Below are 19,195 nucleotides of genomic sequence, written 5' to 3'. Positions count from 1 at the left end.
TATCCGACAAGGAAGCCCTGTCGGCGGCACATTGTCGGTGAAACGACAGGCGTCTGTTCACGGTCAACTGGATACGGACTTGATCTTGAGCAGCACCAGCTCGGGGAGCCATCGATGAAACATACTCCACACCTCGCCACCCTGGCTATCCTGTTGTGTTCCGGCCTGGTACAGGCCGAGTCGGCAGGCTCCGATACCTCGGTGGCCATCTTTGCCGGTGGTTGCTTCTGGTGCATGGAGCCCCCCTTCGACAAGCTGGACGGGGTGCTCTCCACCACCTCCGGTTATACGGGGGGCCACAAGCTGAATCCAAGCTATCGGCAAGTCTCCGCCGGGGAGACCGGTCATGCGGAAGCGGTAAGGGTCGTCTATGATCCGAGCACGATAAGTTACCGGGAATTACTGCGGGTGTTCTGGCGCAATATCGACCCGGTCACCGCCAATCGCCAGTTCTGTGACCAGGGCAGCCAATATCGCAGCGCCATCTATTACCGGAGCCTGGCGCAACGGCAGTTGGCGGAGCAGTCCAGGCAGGCATTGATCGACGCCGGCCAGCTGCCCGGGCCCATAGTGACCGAAATCGAGGCGGCCTCAACCTTCTACCCGGCAGAAGAGTACCATCAGGACTACTACCTTAAAAATCCGCTGCGCTACAAGTTCTACCGTTATCAGTGCGGTCGCGATCAGCGGCTGAAGGAGCTATGGGGTAGCAAGCCGCAATGACCCGACACAGGCCAGGCTAATCAACCAGCGGTGTCGGTCAGTTCCAGCCCCAGGGTGATTTCGCAGTCATGGTGGCCGCTGTTACCCAGCCGCGGGCAGGGCCGGAAACCCAGGCCCCGGTAGAGCGCCAGCGCCTCGCCCAGGCAGGCGGTGGTTTCCAGGTAACAACGTCGGTAGCCCATCTCCCTGGCCCGGGTCAGGGCATGCAGGGCCAGCCGCTTGCCCAGCCCCAGTCCGCGACCGTTGGCCGCCAGATACATTTTCTGCAATTCACAGGTGTCGGCACTGGCCGCCACCGGACCTATGCCGGTACCGCCCAGCAAGCGTCCCTCTTCATCCTTCACTACCCAGTAGCCTTTCCCCTTGCCCTGATAAAAGTCAAACAGGTTATCCAGCTGCGGATCGGCCACGCTGAAGCCGCGATCGGCGGTTAGTCCATATTCGGCGGAAACCGCGCGGATCAGGGCGGCCAGGGCGGCATTGTGCTCCGCCTGCAACGGCGTGATGAGCAGGTTTTGCTGTTGCCGGCTGCGGGTCAGGGCGCGACCATAGAGGGCCAGCCCCTGGCTGACAATATCTTGTTCCCGGGGACTGAGCTGGGCCAGGGCCCGGGCCACGTAGTCATTCATTTCCCGGTGCAGCGCCGCCAGTTTTTGGCGCCCCGGTGAGGTGAGCCGGACCAGCTTGCTGCGACCGTCGTCGGGGTTATCCAGGTAATCCACCAGTCCCAGCTTGGCAAGGCGGGCCAAGGGCCGGCTGGCGTTGGACTTGTCTACCCGCAGGCGTTCGGCCAGTTGATTGATATTGAGTGGGCCCTTGTCCAGCTCGATCAACAGGTGGGCCTGTACCGGAGACAAATCCACCCGGCCACAGTGTTGATCCAGCATGCCCAGCTCCCTGACCAGGGTGCGGGAATGGCTGCGCAGGGCGCTTATCTGATCCATAGCTACTCCTTTGTTGTGAGGAGCAACTATATCCACATTGTTGTTATCCGCAACTATTTTTTCCGTCCGGGAACTTAGATCTGGCTCACATCTATTGACTACTATTAACCAAGGTGGACGAAGAAAGGTATATGCCATGGATAAGGCTAACAAACCCTCAGACTGGCTACGACTCTGTGCCATGGCGGGGCTGACCATCCCCTTATTGTTAATCCTGTCGGGCTGCAGCGAGATAGAAGCCCGATTAGGCAAAGAATTGAAGCCGACACCACCCGACGTGCTGGTTGAAGCCTTGCCGCCCGGCTATGATCCGGGCGCCCCCAGGCCCCCCTATCTCGGTCCCCATGCTTCACTGGTTCCCCTGGAACTGTCTCGCTTTGAATTTCCCGTTCAGCCGGGTGAGGTCGGCCCCATCGACGACTCCCTGGGCCCCCTGCAGTATCCGTTTTCCTGCGATACCGAAGAAGTTGACCTGGGCCAACCGCTGGTAGATAACCAGGAGGGCATAGGTACCCCTGTTTATGCGATGGTGGACGGAGAGAAAGACAAGGGCAGGCTGTTGGGTCATAGCCGGGACTGCCTGTTGCCAACTCGGGTGGGGTATTATTACAAGGTGGCAGAGGGCGATCATTTCAAGGCCCTGTCCGCCGGTGAGCTGCCGGAGGACATTGCCTGGCTGGAGCTGGATGGCAAGCGGCTGCCCTTCGTACTGAGGGTGGAACAGGGCACCATCAACCGCTTTATCTATGCCATTGCCATGCTGGCCGACCCCGATGACCCGGTCGAAGGAACCAGCAGTCCCTACTGGAACCGCAAGCTGATCTATTATTTCAAGGGCGGGGTCGGCATTGGCAAGCGCCAGGGCAAGATGAGCCTGGGTCACCTCAGCAGTCGCCGGGTGGGCGAGCTGGCCAAGGGCTATGCGTTGATCGGCTCCAGTGGCAATGTCACCAGCACCCATTACAACATGTGGCTGGCGGCCAATACCGCCGAGATGGTCAAGGCCCAGTTCGTGGCCCGTTACGGTAAACCCGACTATACGATAGGCATCGGTGGCTCGGGCGGAGCCGTGCAGCAATACCTGATAGCCCAGAACAAGCCGGGCCTGCTTGATGCCCTGATCCCCCTCTATAGCTATCCGGACATGATCACCCAGAGTATCTGGGCACTGGACTGCGAGCTGCTGGAGTATTATTTTGATGTTACCGCCCGGGATAACAAACGCTGGAAGGTGCAGGAGAACCGCGGCCTGGTGATGGGAGTCTCGGCCAGCAGCGAGATCGAGCATCCCTTCAAGAAATATTACCGCTGGGCCCGCTATGCCGGACTGGGGCAACGTCTGCCCAAGCTGGCCCCGGGGGCGACCGAATGCTCCAAGAGCTGGCGCGGCCTGGCCCCCTTGACCAACAATCCCCACTATTCCCATCGGGCCCAGCATTACACATCAAAAGTGGCCAAGGTGGCCCGCTTCAGCCATTGGCATGATGCGGCCCATATCTATGGGGTTGGAGAAGACGGTTTCGCCAATCGCACCCATGACAATGTCGGCGTGCAGTATGGCCTGGATGCCCTGAAAAAGGGGGATATGAGCATCCCCGAGTTTTTGCATATCAATGCCAATATCGGCAGCTGGAAGGCGCCCAGGTACATGACGCAGGAACGGTTGTGGGTGCTGACCGGCGACGACAGCCTGTCCCGGGTGTCGATCTGGAGCGATCATAATATACAGAAAACACCGGGGGGCGCCGCACCGCTGCGGATCTTCGAGCGTAATCAGTACAAGCTGGTACGGGTGGCGCCGCGTAGTCAGGGACACCCTGGTGCCATGGCGGCTGCCTATCACTCCGGCCATGTATTTTTGGGTAATATTGATATTCCCATTATCGATTTGCGCCACTATCTGGATCCCGAGCTGGATATGCACCATTCCTATGCCAGCCTGTCGTCCCGGCTGCGTATTCAGCAGGCCAGGGGCAATAGTGACAACATGCTGATCTGGCAGAGCGAGAAGCCCTACGATCCCAGTGACAAGGCCTTGGCACTGCTAGATGAATGGCTGACCACGGGGCGCCGTCCGGCGACGGCACAGGATGCCTGCTGGACCATAGACGGTGACTTGATCGCCGAGGGCCCGGATGTCTGGTCCGGACCCTGGATGGGCGAGCAGCAGGCAGGAGCCTGCCTGCAACGTTTCCCCCCCTATCGCTCTCCCCGCAATGTATCGGGCAGCCCTCTGAACGGGGATCTGTTCAAGTGTGCGCTGATGCCGGTGACGCAGGCCCTGAACCGGGGCATCTATGGCGACGTCGATATGACGCCCTATCAGGACATGCTTGAAACCATATTCCCGGATGGCGTCTGTGATTACTCCCGGGGTGACATTGCCAGGCCTTCGGATAGCGAGCTGGGGATGAGGACCATGCTATAGTTGCCGGCCATCGAGGAAGCAAGGGAGCATCCCCAGGTGCAAGACCGGCATGAATGGGAAAGTCTGCTATGGGACGAATACAAATATCGTCACGATCATATCTGGAAAAAGCTGTTCCAGATCACCATAGGAGTGGTGTTGCTGGGGGCGGTGCCCTACCTTAAGCCCGATATAACCCGGGCCTTGCAGGGCTGGATTCTGATCGCTCCCCTGCTGGGCACGGTATTGTCGCTGATCACCATTTTTCTGATGCATTTCGAGTTGGGGCTGTTCGCCAGGATAGCCCAGGCGCATCGGCACAACCAGGAACGTCATGGTCGTATACGTCATGACAGGGGCAGCTATTTTCGCTATCTGATCATGGTCTATGTCTGTTTCCTGTTTCTGGTCAGTCTTGCCAATGTGGTGGTGGTGCGGCAGTTGTGGCTGGGGCTGGTGGCATAGTCAAAAATAATGCCTGGCCCGGAAGTGGTGTTCACCCGGTGCCATATCGTTGCCGATGGCTTCGAGTATTGACCGGGAAATCTGGCCGCTGTCGGCTTCGAAAGTACTGCACAGGGCCAGGGTACGGCGAATATCCACCTGCCGACCCAGATATTCCAGCACCACCCGGGTACAGCTGGGGATGCGTTCGCCGCTGGCGGAAGCCCCGAGGCGCAGACCGCTGAGCCGACCCACTCGGCTCTTGAAGGTGGGGATCAGTATGGTCTGGGTGATCTGGTTGCCGGTGAGCGACTCATAATCGACTAGGAAAATCCGGTCCGCCAGCAGGTGGGCCATGCCCAGATACTTGCTGTGGTAGACCCGCTCTCCCGGATTTTGTTGCAGGCGCTCGGTGCGCTGGTAATAGACGCCGGTTCCCCGGCGTTGCAGGCAGACCAGGTTGCGCAAGATCTTGCCCGGGAATGCCATGGAATAGTGGTACTCGAAGTAATAGCCCAGATATTTCTCCAGCCCATGAGAATTGGCCTGCAGCAGGCTCAGGTGAGCGGTTTCCGGATGCGCCTCTTCCGCCAGCTGGGGTTTGGGCCTGACCTGGATCAGCAGCTCAAACTGGCTGTGGGGCATCAGAATTTCGTGCTCTTCAACCCCGAAGAAATCACACAGGCGGCGCAGGCTGTGAGCCGATGGCTTATAGCGGCCGCTTAAATAGCGGTTGAACTGGGGCCGGTTGATCTTGAGCTTGCGGCATACCTCGGCCACAGACTTGTAATAACTGCAGAGCAGGCGCAGGTTTTTGGCGAAATCTTGGTGCATATGGGCTCCCTGGAACTGCCACCAGTGTACCTAAAGTCATTTTTCTGCAACAGGGTGCACCTGTCTCTTTTCGATGCACTTTGTGCGCCACTCAGCGTCATATTGAGCCAGTGCGTCAAATTCTCAGCGTCTGTCTCCGCTGCTGTAATAGGCATCACAGTCAACACATGGGTGAGAGGGCGTAGCAACAATGCAAACACGTATCGAGCGGGATTTATTGGGTGAACAGCCAGTGCCGGAGCAGGCCTGGTATGGTATTCAGACCCAGCGGGCCCAACAGAACTTCACCATTACCGGGGTACCCATTAGCCATTTTCCCGAACTGATCCGCGCCCTGGCCATGGTCAAGGCCGCCGCCGCTCAGGCCAACCGCCAGTTGGGCCTGCTGGAAGAACACAAGGCCGACGCCATTGTGGCCGCCTGCGGCGATATCATGGACGGCCTGCTGCACGATCAGTTTGTGGTGGATTTGATCCAGGGCGGGGCGGGGACCTCCACCAATATGAATGCCAACGAGGTGATCGCCAACCTGGCGCTCAGCAAGCTGGGCCATGCCCGCGGCCAGTATCGGCAGTTGCACCCCAACAATGATGTTAACCGCTCCCAGTCCACCAACGATGCCTATCCCACGGCAGCCCGGCTGGCCATTGTCTTTGCCGCCCAGCCGCTCAAGCAAGCCATCGCCGAGCTGCAGCAGGCTTTTGCGACCAAGGCCGAGGAATTTGCCCATATCCTCAAGATGGGGCGGACCCAGCTTCAGGATGCGGTGCCCATGACCCTGGGGCAGGAATTCGAGGCCTTCGCCGTCAATCTGGGAGAGGAAGCCGCCCGCATCGACGATGCCTGCCGCCTGCTGTGCGAAGTCAACCTGGGGGGCACCGCCATCGGCACCGGCATCAATGCCCATCCCAAATACGCGGCGCTGGCCGTCACCCATCTGGCGAGCATTTCCGGCCAGCCGGTGAGCCTGGCCCACAACCTGGTGGAGGCCACCTCGGACATGGGGGCCTTCGTTTCTTTCTCAAGCGTGCTCAAGCGGCTGGCGGTCAAGCTGTCCAAGATCAGCAACGACCTACGCCTGCTGTCCAGCGGCCCGCGCACCGGCCTGGGAGAAATCCAGCTGCCTGCGATGCAGCCCGGCTCCTCGATCATGCCCGGCAAGGTCAACCCGGTGATCCCGGAGGCGGTGAACCAGACCGCCTTCCAGGTGATCGGCGCCGATCTGGCGGTGACCCTGGCCGCCGAAGCGGGACAGCTCCAGCTCAATGCCATGGAGCCGTTGATCATCTATAACCTGCTCAACTCCAGCCGCATGCTGGGCGAGGCCATCCGCATGCTGGATACCCGCTGCGTCCGCGGCATCCAGGCCAACGAGGCCCAGTGTGCCTCACATCTGCATAACAGCATCGGTATCATCACTGCCCTGGTGCCCCATATCGGCTACGACAATGCCAGCCGTATCGCCAATCAGGCCCTGACCAGCGGTGCCACCGTCGCCGAGCTGGTGCGCCATGAACAACTGCTCAGTGAAGAACATCTGGCCGCCGTCCTCAGCCCGGCGGCCATGGTCGCACCCATGGGGGCCTGATATGGGCAGGGTACTGATATTGCACACCGGTGGTACCATCGGCTGCCGGGCTTCCAGCGACGGCCACAGGCCGGCTCCCGGATTTGCCGAGCTGCTGCGTCGGCGGTTGTGGGACAGTGGCGAGCCGGAGCTGCCCGAGTTCGATGTGATAGAGCTCGGCCAGTTGATCGACAGCGCCAATCTGAGCCCGGCTCACTGGGCCCAGATCGCCGGCCTGCTGGTGGTGCACTGGCAGGATTACGATGGTTTTCTGGTGTTGCACGGTACCGACACCATGGCCTACACCGCCTCGGCGCTGTCGTTCATGTTGCAGGGCCAGGACAAGCCGGTGATCCTCACCGGCTCCCAGATCCCCCTGAGTGAGCGGCGCAGCGATGGCCTGGACAACCTGATCAACGGCCTGCATCTGTGCATGACGCCGATGCTGGCGGAAGTGTGTGTCTACTTCAACGGTCGGCTGCTGCGGGGTAACCGAACCACCAAGCTCAAGGCTACCGAGCTGGATGCCTTTGCCTCCCCGAACCTGGCGCCCCTGGGCGTGGCCGGGATCAGCATGGAGCTGAATCGTGGCCTGCTGTTGCCCGCTGAGTCCCTCAGTTTCCGTATCCCGCAATTTGATGCCGAAGCGGTCACCGTGCTCAGCCTGTACCCGGGCATTTCGGCCCGAGCCGCCCGGGCCCTGCTGGACCATGAGCGGGTGCGGGGCGCCGTTATGCTTAGCTTTGGCGTGGGCAATCCGCCTGATGCCAATACCGAATTGATGCAGGTGCTGGAACAGGCGGTGGAGCGGGGCCAGGTGATCGTCAACCGTACCCACTGCCTGTACGGCAAGGTGGATCAGGGTACCTATGCTACCGGCAACAGCCTGACCCGTATTGGAGTGACGGCGGGGGCAGATCTCACCCTGGAGGCGGCGTTTGCCAAGCTGCATTACCTGCTGGCCCTGGATCTTGTCCCTGACCAGGTACGCGGCCTGATGCTGCAGCCCATGCGGGGGGAAGTCAGCGGGGTCTGAGTCCGGCCGTTGATGGTGGGCCAGGGGAATTAAAGCGATGCATATGAGGTCTTATTAGCAACGACAGACAGCTTCGCGGCGGCGCCCTGGCTTTGGCTGTGCCGGCTCTGTATTCCCGGCGGGCGCACGGTTGACGCCCTGTCATTACCAGCCAAAGTCGAGGTAGTAGTATGAATATCACCAGGAAAGCGGTTGCCGGCGGCTTGGCCGCTACTCTGCTGCTGGCGGCATGCAGTAACCTGTCCGAGCGGGATCGTAATACCGCCATCGGGGCCGGGGTCGGTGGTGTTGCCGGCTCCGTGCTGACTGAAGGCAGTGCCCTGGGTACCCTTGGTGGCGCCGTGGTCGGTGGGGTGATCGGCCATGAAGTGAGCAAGGACAAAAAATAAACGAGTATATCGAGTCAGCCCCTCACGTTAATGGCGGCAGGGGGAGGTCTGCTTCCTTCGCCGTCCTTGCTCTGCCATGCGGCCTAATAGGCGCGTTCCCCCAGGTAGTTGCCCGGCGGGTAGTAGTTGCACACCAGTATCATGTTATCGCGGCATATCGACCTGGCGCAGCCCAGCTCGCGGGTGTCGTGCCACACCATCTGGGTATAGTGGCCGGCCACCTGGGCGGTAGAGCGGGTCAGTGGTTGGCCCGAATAATCGCGCTTTTCCTCCTGCCAGGAGCGGGCGCCGTCCAGCACGTCATAGTAACCCAGGGTGCCCATAAACAGGTTTTCGCCAAAGCCCGAGCCCTGGCTGTGCACTATGTCGCACCCTTTGGCCAATACCCGGGCCCAGCGTTCGGCCTGGGCGCTGGCGTCGGCGGACCAGCGTAGCGGAGACGTGCCCACCTCGGCTCGCACCCGGTTATGGTATGCAAGCAGCCCTTGCCGTTCGTCCTCCGAGAGCGAGCCTGCCATAACGGCGGTGGTTACCGTCCGCACTGAGGAGGCCGGCAAGCCGTCTCCATAACCGGACTGGCGACCGGACTCGACACCTGGCCCGTAGCAGCCCAGCAGCAGGCTCAGGCCCGTGAGGATCATCATCTTTTTCATTAGTCTCCCCCTTCCCGTGGTGGCTACCCTTAAGAATGGCATAAATCTCCGGGCCCCCGACAAGTCATGCTGTCGACCATTACTCGGGGAGCTGGACGACGTCGGCTGTTGAACATCTTGGCGGTCCGACTGCCAGCCCGGACGGCTGCTAGAGTTAAAGGCAGCGAGCAGGGCACACTGACCCCGCCAGTGTCAGACACCGCCGCTTATGCATGGAGGCCCTGAATACATGACGCAGAACAACACCTATACCATCAGGACCATGACCCGACCGGAAATCGATATCGCCATCGACTGGGCGGCGGCGGAAGGATGGAATCCCGGTTTGCACGATGCCGACTGCTTTTATGCCGCCGACACCCATGGCTTTCTGGTCGGCCTGCTGGGGGCGAAACCCATTGCCGTGATTTCGGTGGTGAAATATGGGGGCTCTTTCGGCTTCCTTGGTCTTTACATTGTCAAACCCGAGTTTCGTGGCCTGGGTTACGGCCTACAAATATGGAATGCCGGCCTGGCATATCTGGGAGGCCGTGATATCGGGCTTGATGGGGTGATCGCCCAGCAGGCCAACTACAACAGATCCGGATTTACCCTGGCGTACAGCAATGTCCGCTATCAGGGGCATGGTGGTGGGGAATATCCCGCCCATTCGGGAATAGTGCCGCTGGCGTCGATGTCCTTCGCCGACATATGTACCTACGATACCCTGTGTTTTCCCGAGTCTCGCCCACAATTTCTGTGGTGCTGGCTTAATCAGGCCGGGAGTTCAGCCCTGGGCATACGGCAGGACGGCAAGCTGGCGGGCTACGGGGTAGTGCGCAAATGTCGTAGCGGCTACAAGATAGGCCCCCTGTTTGCCGATACCGCGGAGTTGGCCGAGCCCTTGTTCCTGGCGTTGCAGTCCCGCGTTCCCGAAGGGGAGCCACTGTTCCTGGATACGCCGGCGGCAAACGGGGCGGCGATCGCACTGGCCCGACGGCACCATATGCGCGTTTCCTTCGAGGCGGCCCGCATGTACAGGGGGCAGAGCCCCGCAGTCTCCATCAAGCGGCTGTTCGGTGTGACCAGCTTCGAACTTGGGTAGCTCGGCTCATCACGGGGGGACAAGGCCGGTTATTTTTCCCCTGTTGTAATATCAACCGGGGTCCGGACGGTCTACTGCCAATAGAGACCCGGTTATCGGTCAAGCCGGGGCGGCAAGGTGGCACAGGGAGCAGAAGTATGGATAGCAAAACGGTCAGGGTGACGCTGTTTCGATGGGCGGGGGCCTGGGGGCCGTTCAAGGTCAATATTCCCTGCGGGGAATGCTCCCTGTCCAAGGACGTGATCCAGGACACCCTGGCCACCGAACTGGCGGGGATCCCGGTCGAGCTGGAGATCCGCGAATGGCTGAGCGAGTGGTGGCGGCCGCTGGTAAAGGGTGGCTGGCATGCGCCCATCATCATGGTCGGGGGCAGGGTCATCGCCCAGGGCCATGCCCTTAACCGGGGGGTGCTGGTGCAGGCGGTGATCGAAGCCCATGCGACCAGGGCCGCCATCTCCGGCAATCACCTGTTCGGCAAGCAAAGTTGTCCCCACTGCCAACGGGCCAAGGACTATCTGCAACAGGCCGGCATCGACTACCGCTATCATGATGTGGTCAAGGATCCCCGGGCCCTCTACGAGATGCTGGCCAGGGTCAAGCCCATCATAGGTCCCAAGACGCCGGTGACCGTACCGCAGATCTGGCTCGACGGCCGTTACATAGGCGGTGCCGATCAGCTGAGCAAGCGGGTGCATCAGCAGGTGATGCCCAATTATGATCGCGGCCAGTGTTCCTTGTCGCCGGAGCGGCGGCAGGAGCATGGCCAATAATACCCATCGCATTACACATTCGATCTTTTTGGCTGTCACACTAATTCCGGACAAAGGAGCCACTCCGCCGACACGTTCAAGCACCTCCCTGCGACGCTCAGCACATGACATCCCTGTCATATGATGGTCGGTGGAGTGAGCCCTTTGTCCTCCTTGATGGCTACGGAATTGCCTGTTGGCGCTATCTTCGGGCAATTCTGTGTTCAAGGAGAGGCAACAGAGAACGACTCTCACGACCCTGATATGGCGCGGCCGAAAATGCTCCTGCCGTTCCGGCATTCCCGCCATCCCTGCGGTCAGATGGCATGTCCGAGCTTTATATGGCGTGTCGTGGGTGGCGGCTGTGTTGCCTCAGGGGCAGCGCAGCCGTCTCCCTGGACTCAAATAAAAAGCCAGCCTTTTCAGGCTGGCTTTGTTTCAGGGGTAAGGGCTCTGCTTACAGGCTGGCGATCTGCGCCTGCTGCTGCTGCAGCTTGACCTGGGTGGCCCGGTAGTCGTCGAGCTTTTCCTGCTCCTTGGCGACCACCTCGGCCGGGGCCTTGGCGGCGAAGCCGGGATTGCCCAGCTTGCCGGCCAGGCGCTTGATTTCGCCGGCCACCTTGTCCAGCTCCTTCTGCAGGCGGGCCAGCTCTGCATCCTTGTCGATCAGACCCGCCATCGGCAGCAACAGCTCGGTATCACCGATCAAGGCCTTGGTGGACACTGGAGCGTCCTCATCGGCGGCCAGCAGGGTCAGCGATTCCAGTTTGGCCATCGATTTGAGGAAGGCCTGATTGTCGGTGGCCCGGCGCACGTCGGTATCGTCGGCGGCCCGCAGCAGTACATTCAGCGCCTTGCTGGGCGGAATATTCATTTCGGCACGCAGGTTGCGGATCGATACGATAAAGCGCTTCACCCACTCCAGATCGGCCATCGCCACCTCGTCGATGCGGGCTTCGTCCACCTCGGGGTAGGCGGCCAGCATGATGGTATCGCCGCCGCGACCGGCGAGGGGGGCGACCCGCTGCCAGATCTCTTCGGTGATAAAGGGCATGATGGGGTGGGACAGCCGCAGCAGGGTTTCCAGCACCTGGATCAGGGTCTGGCGGGTACCGCGTTGCTCGGCTTCGGTGCCGTTCCATAGTACCGGCTTGGTCAGCTCCAGATACCAGTCACAGAACTGGTTCCAGATAAACTCGTAGAGGGCGTTGGCGGCGCGATCGAAGCGGTAGCTGTCGAGGGCGGCGCGCACGTCCCGAATGGTGACCTGCAACTGGGCCTGGATCCAGCGATCGGCCAGGGAGTAGACCAGTTCGCCGCCGTCCTGCCCGCAATCCTGCTGTTCGGTGTTCATCAGCACATAGCGGGAGGCATTCCACAGCTTGTTGCAGAAGTTGCGATAGCCTTCCAGTCGGCTCATGTCCCAGTTCAGATCCCGGCCGGTAGTGGCCATCGCCATAAAGGTGAAGCGCAGGGCATCGGTGCCGTGGGGCTCGATGCCGTCGGCAAACTCCTTGCGGGTGCGCTTGGCGATCTTCTCGGCCAGCTGCGGCTGCATCATGTTGCCGGTGCGCTTCTGCACCAGATCTTCCAGGCCGATGCCGTCGATCATGTCCAGTGGGTCGAGTACGTTGCCCTTGGACTTGGACATCTTCTGGCCCTGTTCGTCGCGTACCAGGCCGTGCACATAGACGGTCTTGAACGGAACTTGCGGCTTGCCGTTTTCGTCCTTGATGAAGTGCATGGTCATCATGATCATGCGCGCCACCCAGAAGAAGATGATGTCGAAGCCGGTGACCAGCACGCTGGACGGATGGAAGGTGGCCAGCTCCGGAGTCTTTTCCGGCCAGCCCAGGGTGGAGAAGGTCCACAGCGCCGAGCTGAACCAGGTATCGAGCACGTCTTCATCCTGACTCAGCACCACATCGTCGGCCAGCTGGTGGGTGGCGCGCACCTCGGCCTCGTCGCGGCCCACATAGACCTTGCCGTCGGCATCGTACCAGGCGGGAATGCGGTGGCCCCACCACAGCTGGCGGGAGATGCACCAGTCCTGGATATCGCGCATCCAGGAGAAATACATGTTTTCGTACTGTTTGGGCACGAACTGGATCTCGCCGTCTTCCACCGCCTTGGTGGCCACGGCGGCCAGCGGTGCGGCGCGTACATACCACTGGTCGGTCAGCATCGGCTCGATCACCACGCCGCCCCGGTCACCATAGGGCACGGTCAGATCGTGATCCTTGACGCCGTCGAGCAGGCCCAGGTCATCGAGGGCGCTGACGATGGCATCGCGGGCGGCATAACGGTCCAGGCCCTGGAATTGGGCCGGCAGCTCGCCACTGTAGACGGTGCTCGGCTCGCCCTTGGTGTTGAACACCTCGGCTTCGGCCCGGATCTCGGCATTCAGGGTCAGCACATTGATCAGCGGAAGCGCGTGGCGCTTGCCCACCTCGGCGTCGTTGAAGTCATGGGCCGGGGTGATTTTCACGCAGCCGGTGCCCTTTTCCATATCCGCGTGTTCATCGCCGACGATGGGAATACGACGATCGACCAGGGGCAGGAGGATTTCCTTGCCGATCAGGTCTTTGTAGCGCGGATCTTCCGGGTTGACCGCCACAGCTGTGTCACCCAGCATGGTTTCCGGACGGGTGGTGGCCACCACCAGGTAGTCCTTGCCGTCGGCGGTCTTGACGCCGTCGGCCAGCGGATAGCGGAAGTGCCACATATGGCCCTTCATCTCGCGGTTTTCCACCTCCAGATCGGAGATGGCGGTGTGCAGCTTGGGATCCCAGTTCACCAAGCGCTTGCCTCGGTAGATGAGATCATCGTCATAGAGCTGCACGAATACTTCTTTCACCGCATTGGACAGGCCTTCGTCCATGGTGAAGCGCTCGCGTTCCCAGTCCACCGAGGCGCCCATGCGGCGCAGCTGGCGGGTGATGGTGCCGCCGGATTCTTTCTTCCATTCCCAGATCTTGTCGATAAAGGCATCGCGGCCGTAATCGTGGCGGTTCTTGCCTTCCTCGGCGGCGATCTTGCGTTCCACCACCATCTGGGTGGCGATACCGGCATGGTCGGTACCCACCTGCCACAGGGTATTCTTGCCCTGCATACGCTGATAGCGGATCAGGGTATCCATGATGGAATCCTGGAAGGCGTGGCCCATATGCAGGCTACCGGTCACATTGGGTGGCGGTATCATGATGCTGTAGGGATCTTTGCTGGTATCGCCATGGGCTTTGAAATAGCCCTTGCTTTCCCATTGCTGGTACAGGGCTTGCTCGATGGCGTTGGGATTAAAGGTTTTTTCCATTGTGCTATACGTCTTCAGTTTGGGGTGGTACAGGCTCGGTGGTCAACTGGAAACCGGCCTGACGATAGGCTTTAAAGCGTTCACGGGCCAATTGCTTGGCTTGCTCCTCGGGAGGAACGAAGTCGATCAGCTGGCTGAAGCGGCGGGCGAAGGCGGGCGCCAGGGGATGCAGGTTGATCAGTACCGGCCGGCCAGCCTGAGGAACCTGCCAGCCGATCACCACGGGAGCCCCCTGGCGGGGGCCTTCGCCCTGCAGATTGTGGGCAACGAAGCTGTCGGCTTCCTGTTGCCACAAGCGTTCGTCCAGCGCTTCGGCCTGCGCTTTATCCCGGGTGTGGATAAACACCCCCTGCCCCTGCCGGTAACAGTCGGTGGCCAGTTGGCACACCAGCTGCTCCAGCAGGTCGGGCGCGGTGGCCGAGGCCTCCGGCAGCAGATAAAAACGGCCCTGGCTCATGCTCATTCTTCGACGTTGACCACGCCGGCCCGGTTCAGCAGAAACTGGGTCAGCAGGGGCACGGGGCGGCCGGTAGCACCCTTGTCCTTGCCGCTCTTCCAGGCGGTACCGGCGATGTCCAGGTGTGCCCAGTTGTATTTGCGGGTAAAGCGGCTGAGGAAACAGGCGGCGGTAATGGTGCCTGCCGGTCGGCCGCCGATGTTGGCCATATCCGCGAACGGGCTCTCCAGCTGCTCATGATATTCGTCACTCATCGGCAGGCGCCAGGCGCGGTCGCCTGCCTGTTCCGAGGCGTTGAGCAGCTCATGGGCAAGGGGGTTGTGGTTGGCTAGCAGGCCCGAGGTATGGTGGCCCAGCGCTATAATGCAGGCCCCGGTGAGGGTGGCCACGTCGATCACCGCTTCCGGCTCGAAGCGCTCCATAAAGGTCAGTGCATCACACAGCACCAGCCGGCCTTCGGCATCGGTGTTGAGTACTTCCACCGTCTGGCCGGACATGGTAGTGAGGATATCGCCGGGACGGTAGGCGTTGCCGTCGGGCATGTTTTCACAGCCGGCCAGCACCGCCACCACATTGATCGGCAACTGCAGCTCGGCCAGGGCATGCATGGTGCCGAGCACCGAGGCGGCACCACCCATGTCATATTTCATTTCGTCCATGCCTTCGGCGGGCTTGATTGAAATACCGCCGGCGTCGAAGGTCAGGCCCTTGCCGACCAGGGCGATGGGACGGGCCGAGGCTTCGGGGTTGCCCTTGTATTCGATGATCGACATCATGGCTTCGTTGTGGGAACCGCGAGCCACTGCCAGGTAGGCGTTCATGCCCAGCTCGGCCATTTCCTGCTCGCCGATCACCCGGGTGCTGATGTTGTCGTAGGCATCAGCCAGCTGCCGGGCCTGGGAGGCCAGGTAGGCAGGGTTGCAGACATTGGGTGGCATATTGGCCACATCGCGACAGACGCGTACCCCCTTGGCTACCGCCAGGCCATGCTGGATGGCGCGTTCGCCGATAGTCAGCTCCCGCCGTGTCGGAACATTGAATACCAGCTTGCGCAACGGACGGCGCGGTTCGGCCTTGTTGGTCTTGAACTGATCAAAGGTATACAGGCTGGATTTGGTGGTTTCTATTGCCTGACGCACCTTCCAGTAGGTATCCCGCCCCTTGACGTGCAGCTCGGTTAAGAAGCACACTGCCTCCATTGAGCCGGTTTCGTTCAGGGTATTGATGGTCTTGGTGATGATCTGCTTGTATTGGCGTTCGTCCAGCTCCCGTTCCTTGCCGCAGCCGACCAGCAGCACACGCTCGCCGAGTACCCCTGGTACCTGATGCAGCAACAGGGTCTGCCCGGCCTTGCCTTCCAGATCGCCGCGGCGCAGAAGGGAACTCAGGTAGCCATCACTGATTTTATCCAGTTGTTCGGCAACGGGAGACAGGCGGCGGGGTTCAAACACGCCGACCACAATACAGGCACTGCGTTGTTTTTCGGGGCTGCCACTTTTAACACTGAACTCCATGGATTCTCCTACGGCTTGAAGACAATAGGCGCCAGATGAACGATAATATGGACCCATCGGTAAAGGCGCCGATCTTCGCTTATTAAACATGCGAAAATAGTGATTTTACGCATATTCTTAAGCGTTTCCATTAAAAAAGACAAGTTTACACTGGGATTAACGGTGATTGCATTCCGCTATTTGTTTCGCGAAACCCTGAAGACTCAGCTGGCCGTACTGTTCGTCTTGCTGCTGATCTTTATCAGCCAGAATTTTATCCAGGTGCTGGGAGAGGCCGCCAGCGGCAAGATACCCGCTGCTCTGGTAGCCAGGCTGCTGCTGCTCAACATGCCCGAGATGGCTACCATCATGTTGCCGGTCAGTCTGTTTATCGGGGTGTTGTTCGCCCATGGTCGCCTGTATGCCGAAAGTGAAATGACGGTGATGCGCGCTGTCGGCATGGGGCCGGGCAAGGTGATGAAGGCGACCATGATATTGGCCCTGTTCTGGTGTTGCGTGGCCCTGGGGAACTCCCTGTGGCTGAACCCCTGGGCCAAGGGGCAAATCTACCAGCTGCGGGATCAGGTGCAGGCGGATCCCGGCTTTGCGGTACTGCGCGAGGCCCGCTTTATGAGCCTGGACGGAGGGCGCATCGTCGCCTACGTGGAAGAGGTGGAGAAAAACGGCGGCGCCGGCCAGCTGAACCATATCTTTGTGGCCCAGCGGGGCCAGGGGCAGCAGATGCCGGCGGTGGTGGTGGCTGAGGCCGGGCGGCTCAACGAGCGGGATGATGGTCAGTGGCTGACCCTGGATCAGGGTCGTCGGTATGGTGGCGAGCCCGGCACCCGTGCCTTCGAGGTGGCGGACTTCCGGGAATACAGCGCCTTTATCCGCGCCGCCGAAGTCGAGGCCTCGGAGCAGAAAGAATCGGCTACCCCCAGCCTGGCGTTATGGCATTCCGAGCAGCTCAACGATAAAACAGAATTGCAGTGGCGGCTAGTACTGCCGTTGTCGATGCTGGTGCTGACCCTGATAGTGGTGCCCCTGTCGGTGGTCAACCCGCGGCAGGGCCGCTACGCCAAACTGTTGCCGGCAATCATGCTATATCTGGCCTACTTCTTGCTGCAGAGCGCGTCGCGCTCGGCGCTCAATGGTGGCACCCTACCCGCCACTCCCGGTCTCTATATAGTACCATTGGGTTTCCTGTTGCTGGTGGCGCTGCCGCTGAATGTGCTGGAAACAGCCTGGTGGAACCGGGCGCGTGAAAACTTCAGACGGAGCAAGGCGGCCTGATGTTCAGTATTTTCGATCGTTATGTCGGCCGTACCGTGCTGATGTCCATGTTGTTGTGTGAGCTGGTGTTGGTGGGCCTGTCGGCAATCATCCGCTATGTGGAGCAGCTCAGGAGTGTGGGCGAGGGCAGCTATGGCCTGTTGCAGGCTTTTTATTATGTGATCCTGTCCATGCCCAAGGAAATCGTGCTGTTTTTCCCCATAGCAGCACTGCTGGGCGGCTTGATCGGTCTCGGCCAGCTGGCCGGCTCTAGTGAGCTGGTGGTGATGCAGGCGGCGGGACGTTCCCGCCTCAATATTGTGGTGAGCGTGCTGAAAACGGCCCTGCCGCTGATGCTGGTGGTGATGCTGGTGGGGGAGTATGTGGCGCCGACCACCAAGCTGGCGGCCGATGATCTGCGTACCCAGAGTCGCTCCGGTGGTCAGGTGGTGCTGTCGGTGTATGGGGTTTGGGCCAAGGATGGGGATGCCTTTGTCAACATTTCCCAGGCCAGGCGGGATGGCTCACTGCAGGGACTGACCCTCTATTACTTTGACGGGCAGATGAAGCTGACCCGCATAACCCAGGCTCGCGAGGCCAGCTATCGGCAGGATGCGTGGCAATTGAGCGAGGTGACCGACACCCTGTTCAACCATGGGGTCGCGATTACCACAGAAAGTTTTGAGCGTCGGGCCTGGCGCTCCGGGTTGACGCCGGAAAAGTTGGGAGTCGTGGCGATAGACCCGGATGAACTATCAATGCGCGGCCTGTGGGAGTACAAGGGCTATCTGGAGGACAACCGGCAGGACAGCAGCCGTTATGCACTGGAGTTCTGGCGCAAGGCACTGCAGCCAGTGATGGTGATCGCCATGATGCTGCTGGCTTCTTCGTTTGTATTTGGTGCCCTGCGCAGCGTCAGCATGGGTGCCCGCCTGCTAATGGGCATACTGTTCGGTTTTGGCTTCTATGTATCGAACGAGGTGTTCGGCCCCATCAGCCTGGTGTATTCGGTGCCGCCGGTGATCGGGGCGCTGGGCCCCAGCCTGATGTTTATCGTGATTGCGCTCTATATGCTCAATCGCCGGGCTTGAAAGCCGGGATTGGGGATCAGAAACTCGGTTTCAATATCCCCAATCCCCAATCCCCAATCCTCAGTCCCCAGTCCCCAGCCGCTATTTTTCCAATAGCTGGCGGTTTTGTTCCTTGGTCAGCACTACCATCTCGCAGCCAGCCAGCTTGTCTTGCAGTGCTAATTTGGTGCCGGGATTAAGCCAGACCCAGAAGTTGCCCAGGCCGAGCAGCGCGGTCACGGCCCGAACCAGGGCCTGGGATATGCTCAGGCGGCTGCCGTCCGTGTTTTGCACCCTCAGTCGCCAGGCACGCATGCCGATGGTCTGACCGCTGGTGTGCCAGAACCAGCCGTAAAAGCCGATGATGATGGAACCCAGATACAGGCTATACAGGGGGCTGGCGCCCAGCAAAGCGGCGGCATCCGCGTGCGGCCCCAGGTCGATCCAGCTCAGGGCCAGCGCCAATTGCACCAGACCGTAGCCGATAAAGCCGGCCACCATCAGCAAGGCCACCACCACCAGAAAATCATAAAGCCAGGACCCCAGGCGACGTATCACGCCAGCCCTGGGCAGGCCGGCAAAAGCTGCACCCTTCATTCCGTTATTCCCCTCGATGTTTGCCGGCATTCTAGCAAAACTCGGCCAGGAAGGGAGCCAGGGCTTGCCAGTTTCCGAGCGGGCAATAAGTGTGCAATTGGGCCGACCTGCGCAAAATAAGCTTGCGAGCTATAAGTGGATACGTATAATGCAAACCGCCTAC

The 19,195-nt window shown here is 60.4% G+C and carries 17 protein-coding genes; 10 read left to right on the top strand and 7 right to left on the bottom strand.

Annotation, left to right across the window (positions count from 1 at the left end; translation table 11 throughout):
- The first annotated feature begins 114 nt into the window (after positions 1–114).
- Complete coding sequence (gene msrA, locus DCS96_RS14970) at positions 115–723, top strand: peptide-methionine (S)-S-oxide reductase MsrA (RefSeq protein ID WP_116475204.1); 609 nt, start codon at positions 115–117, stop codon at positions 721–723.
- 20 nt (positions 724–743) lie between these two features.
- Here the strand turns inward: msrA and DCS96_RS14965 are convergent, their stop codons facing one another.
- A complete protein-coding gene (locus DCS96_RS14965) occupies positions 744–1,667 on the bottom strand; it encodes a bifunctional helix-turn-helix transcriptional regulator/GNAT family N-acetyltransferase (protein ID WP_116475203.1) in 924 nt (307 codons plus the stop codon).
- A gap of 136 nt (positions 1,668–1,803) precedes the next feature.
- On the opposite strand from DCS96_RS14965, the gene DCS96_RS14960 reads away from it, so the two are divergent.
- Positions 1,804–4,095, top strand: coding sequence for a DUF6351 family protein (locus tag DCS96_RS14960; protein ID WP_116475202.1), 2,292 nt, complete (start codon positions 1,804–1,806; stop codon positions 4,093–4,095).
- Between the two features lie 36 nt (positions 4,096–4,131).
- Complete coding sequence (locus DCS96_RS14955) at positions 4,132–4,539, top strand: hypothetical protein (RefSeq protein ID WP_116475267.1); 408 nt, start codon at positions 4,132–4,134, stop codon at positions 4,537–4,539.
- On the opposite strand, the gene DCS96_RS14950 is transcribed toward DCS96_RS14955, so the two are convergent.
- Entirely contained in the window at positions 4,540–5,352 is an 813-nt protein-coding gene (locus DCS96_RS14950) for a helix-turn-helix domain-containing protein (RefSeq protein ID WP_116475201.1), read from the bottom strand. It abuts the gene before it with no gap.
- A 190-nt stretch (positions 5,353–5,542) separates the two neighbouring features.
- Here DCS96_RS14950 and DCS96_RS14945 point away from each other — a divergent pair, with 190 nt between their 5' ends.
- The 3 genes from DCS96_RS14945 to DCS96_RS14935 all read left to right on the top strand — a co-directional run bounded on the left by DCS96_RS14945 (position 5,543) and on the right by DCS96_RS14935 (position 8,344).
- Complete coding sequence (locus DCS96_RS14945; protein WP_116475200.1) at positions 5,543–6,940, top strand: aspartate ammonia-lyase; 1,398 nt, start codon at positions 5,543–5,545, stop codon at positions 6,938–6,940.
- A gap of 1 nt (position 6,941) precedes the next feature.
- Positions 6,942–7,955: a type I asparaginase gene (locus DCS96_RS14940; protein ID WP_116475199.1), complete on the top strand. Its 1,014-nt coding sequence runs from the start codon at positions 6,942–6,944 to the stop codon at positions 7,953–7,955.
- Between the two features lie 170 nt (positions 7,956–8,125).
- Complete coding sequence (locus DCS96_RS14935; protein ID WP_116475198.1) at positions 8,126–8,344, top strand: glycine zipper 2TM domain-containing protein; 219 nt, start codon at positions 8,126–8,128, stop codon at positions 8,342–8,344.
- A gap of 83 nt (positions 8,345–8,427) precedes the next feature.
- On the opposite strand, the gene DCS96_RS14930 is transcribed toward DCS96_RS14935, so the two are convergent.
- Positions 8,428–8,997, bottom strand: a complete 570-nt coding sequence (locus DCS96_RS14930) for a CAP domain-containing protein (protein WP_232818288.1) — start codon at positions 8,995–8,997, stop codon at positions 8,428–8,430.
- Positions 8,998–9,226: 229 nt separating this feature from the next.
- Between DCS96_RS14930 and DCS96_RS14925 the strand changes: the two genes are divergently transcribed.
- Both DCS96_RS14925 and DCS96_RS14920 read left to right on the top strand, forming a co-directional pair.
- On the top strand, positions 9,227–10,081 hold the full coding sequence (locus tag DCS96_RS14925) for a GNAT family N-acetyltransferase (RefSeq protein ID WP_116475197.1): 855 nt from the start codon (positions 9,227–9,229) through the stop codon (positions 10,079–10,081).
- Between the two features lie 137 nt (positions 10,082–10,218).
- Positions 10,219–10,851 carry a glutaredoxin family protein gene (locus DCS96_RS14920; RefSeq protein ID WP_116475196.1) on the top strand — a complete coding sequence of 211 codons (633 nt, stop codon included), beginning with the start codon at positions 10,219–10,221 and terminating at the stop codon, positions 10,849–10,851.
- 436 nt (positions 10,852–11,287) lie between these two features.
- Here DCS96_RS14920 and DCS96_RS14915 read toward each other — a convergent pair whose 3' ends face one another.
- The 3 genes from DCS96_RS14915 to pepA are packed head-to-tail and all read right to left on the bottom strand — an operon-like array spanning position 11,288 to position 16,114.
- The gene (locus tag DCS96_RS14915) at positions 11,288–14,143 is read right to left on the bottom strand and encodes a valine--tRNA ligase (protein ID WP_116475195.1); all 2,856 of its coding nucleotides are present in this window, start codon (positions 14,141–14,143) and stop codon (positions 11,288–11,290) included.
- 4 nt (positions 14,144–14,147) lie between these two features.
- On the bottom strand, positions 14,148–14,600 hold the full coding sequence (locus DCS96_RS14910; RefSeq protein WP_116475194.1) for a DNA polymerase III subunit chi: 453 nt from the start codon (positions 14,598–14,600) through the stop codon (positions 14,148–14,150).
- 2 nt (positions 14,601–14,602) lie between these two features.
- A complete protein-coding gene (gene pepA / locus DCS96_RS14905) occupies positions 14,603–16,114 on the bottom strand; it encodes a leucyl aminopeptidase (protein ID WP_116475193.1) in 1,512 nt (503 codons plus the stop codon).
- A gap of 162 nt (positions 16,115–16,276) precedes the next feature.
- Between pepA and lptF the strand changes: the two genes are divergently transcribed.
- Both lptF and lptG read left to right on the top strand, forming a co-directional pair.
- Complete coding sequence (gene lptF / locus DCS96_RS14900; protein ID WP_232818287.1) at positions 16,277–17,386, top strand: LPS export ABC transporter permease LptF; 1,110 nt, start codon at positions 16,277–16,279, stop codon at positions 17,384–17,386.
- Entirely contained in the window at positions 17,386–18,456 is a 1,071-nt protein-coding gene (gene lptG, locus DCS96_RS14895; protein WP_116475191.1) for an LPS export ABC transporter permease LptG, read from the top strand. The genes lptF and lptG overlap by 1 nt, the downstream gene beginning before the upstream one ends.
- An 81-nt stretch (positions 18,457–18,537) precedes the next feature.
- Here lptG and DCS96_RS14890 read toward each other — a convergent pair whose 3' ends face one another.
- Entirely contained in the window at positions 18,538–19,032 is a 495-nt protein-coding gene (locus DCS96_RS14890) for an RDD family protein (protein ID WP_116475190.1), read from the bottom strand.
- Positions 19,033–19,195 lie beyond the last annotated feature (163 nt).

This window comes from Zobellella maritima, assembly GCF_003075035.1.
Lineage (GTDB): Bacteria > Pseudomonadota > Gammaproteobacteria > Enterobacterales > Aeromonadaceae > Oceanimonas > Oceanimonas maritima.
This window is presented reverse-complemented; position numbering and strand designations above follow the sequence as displayed.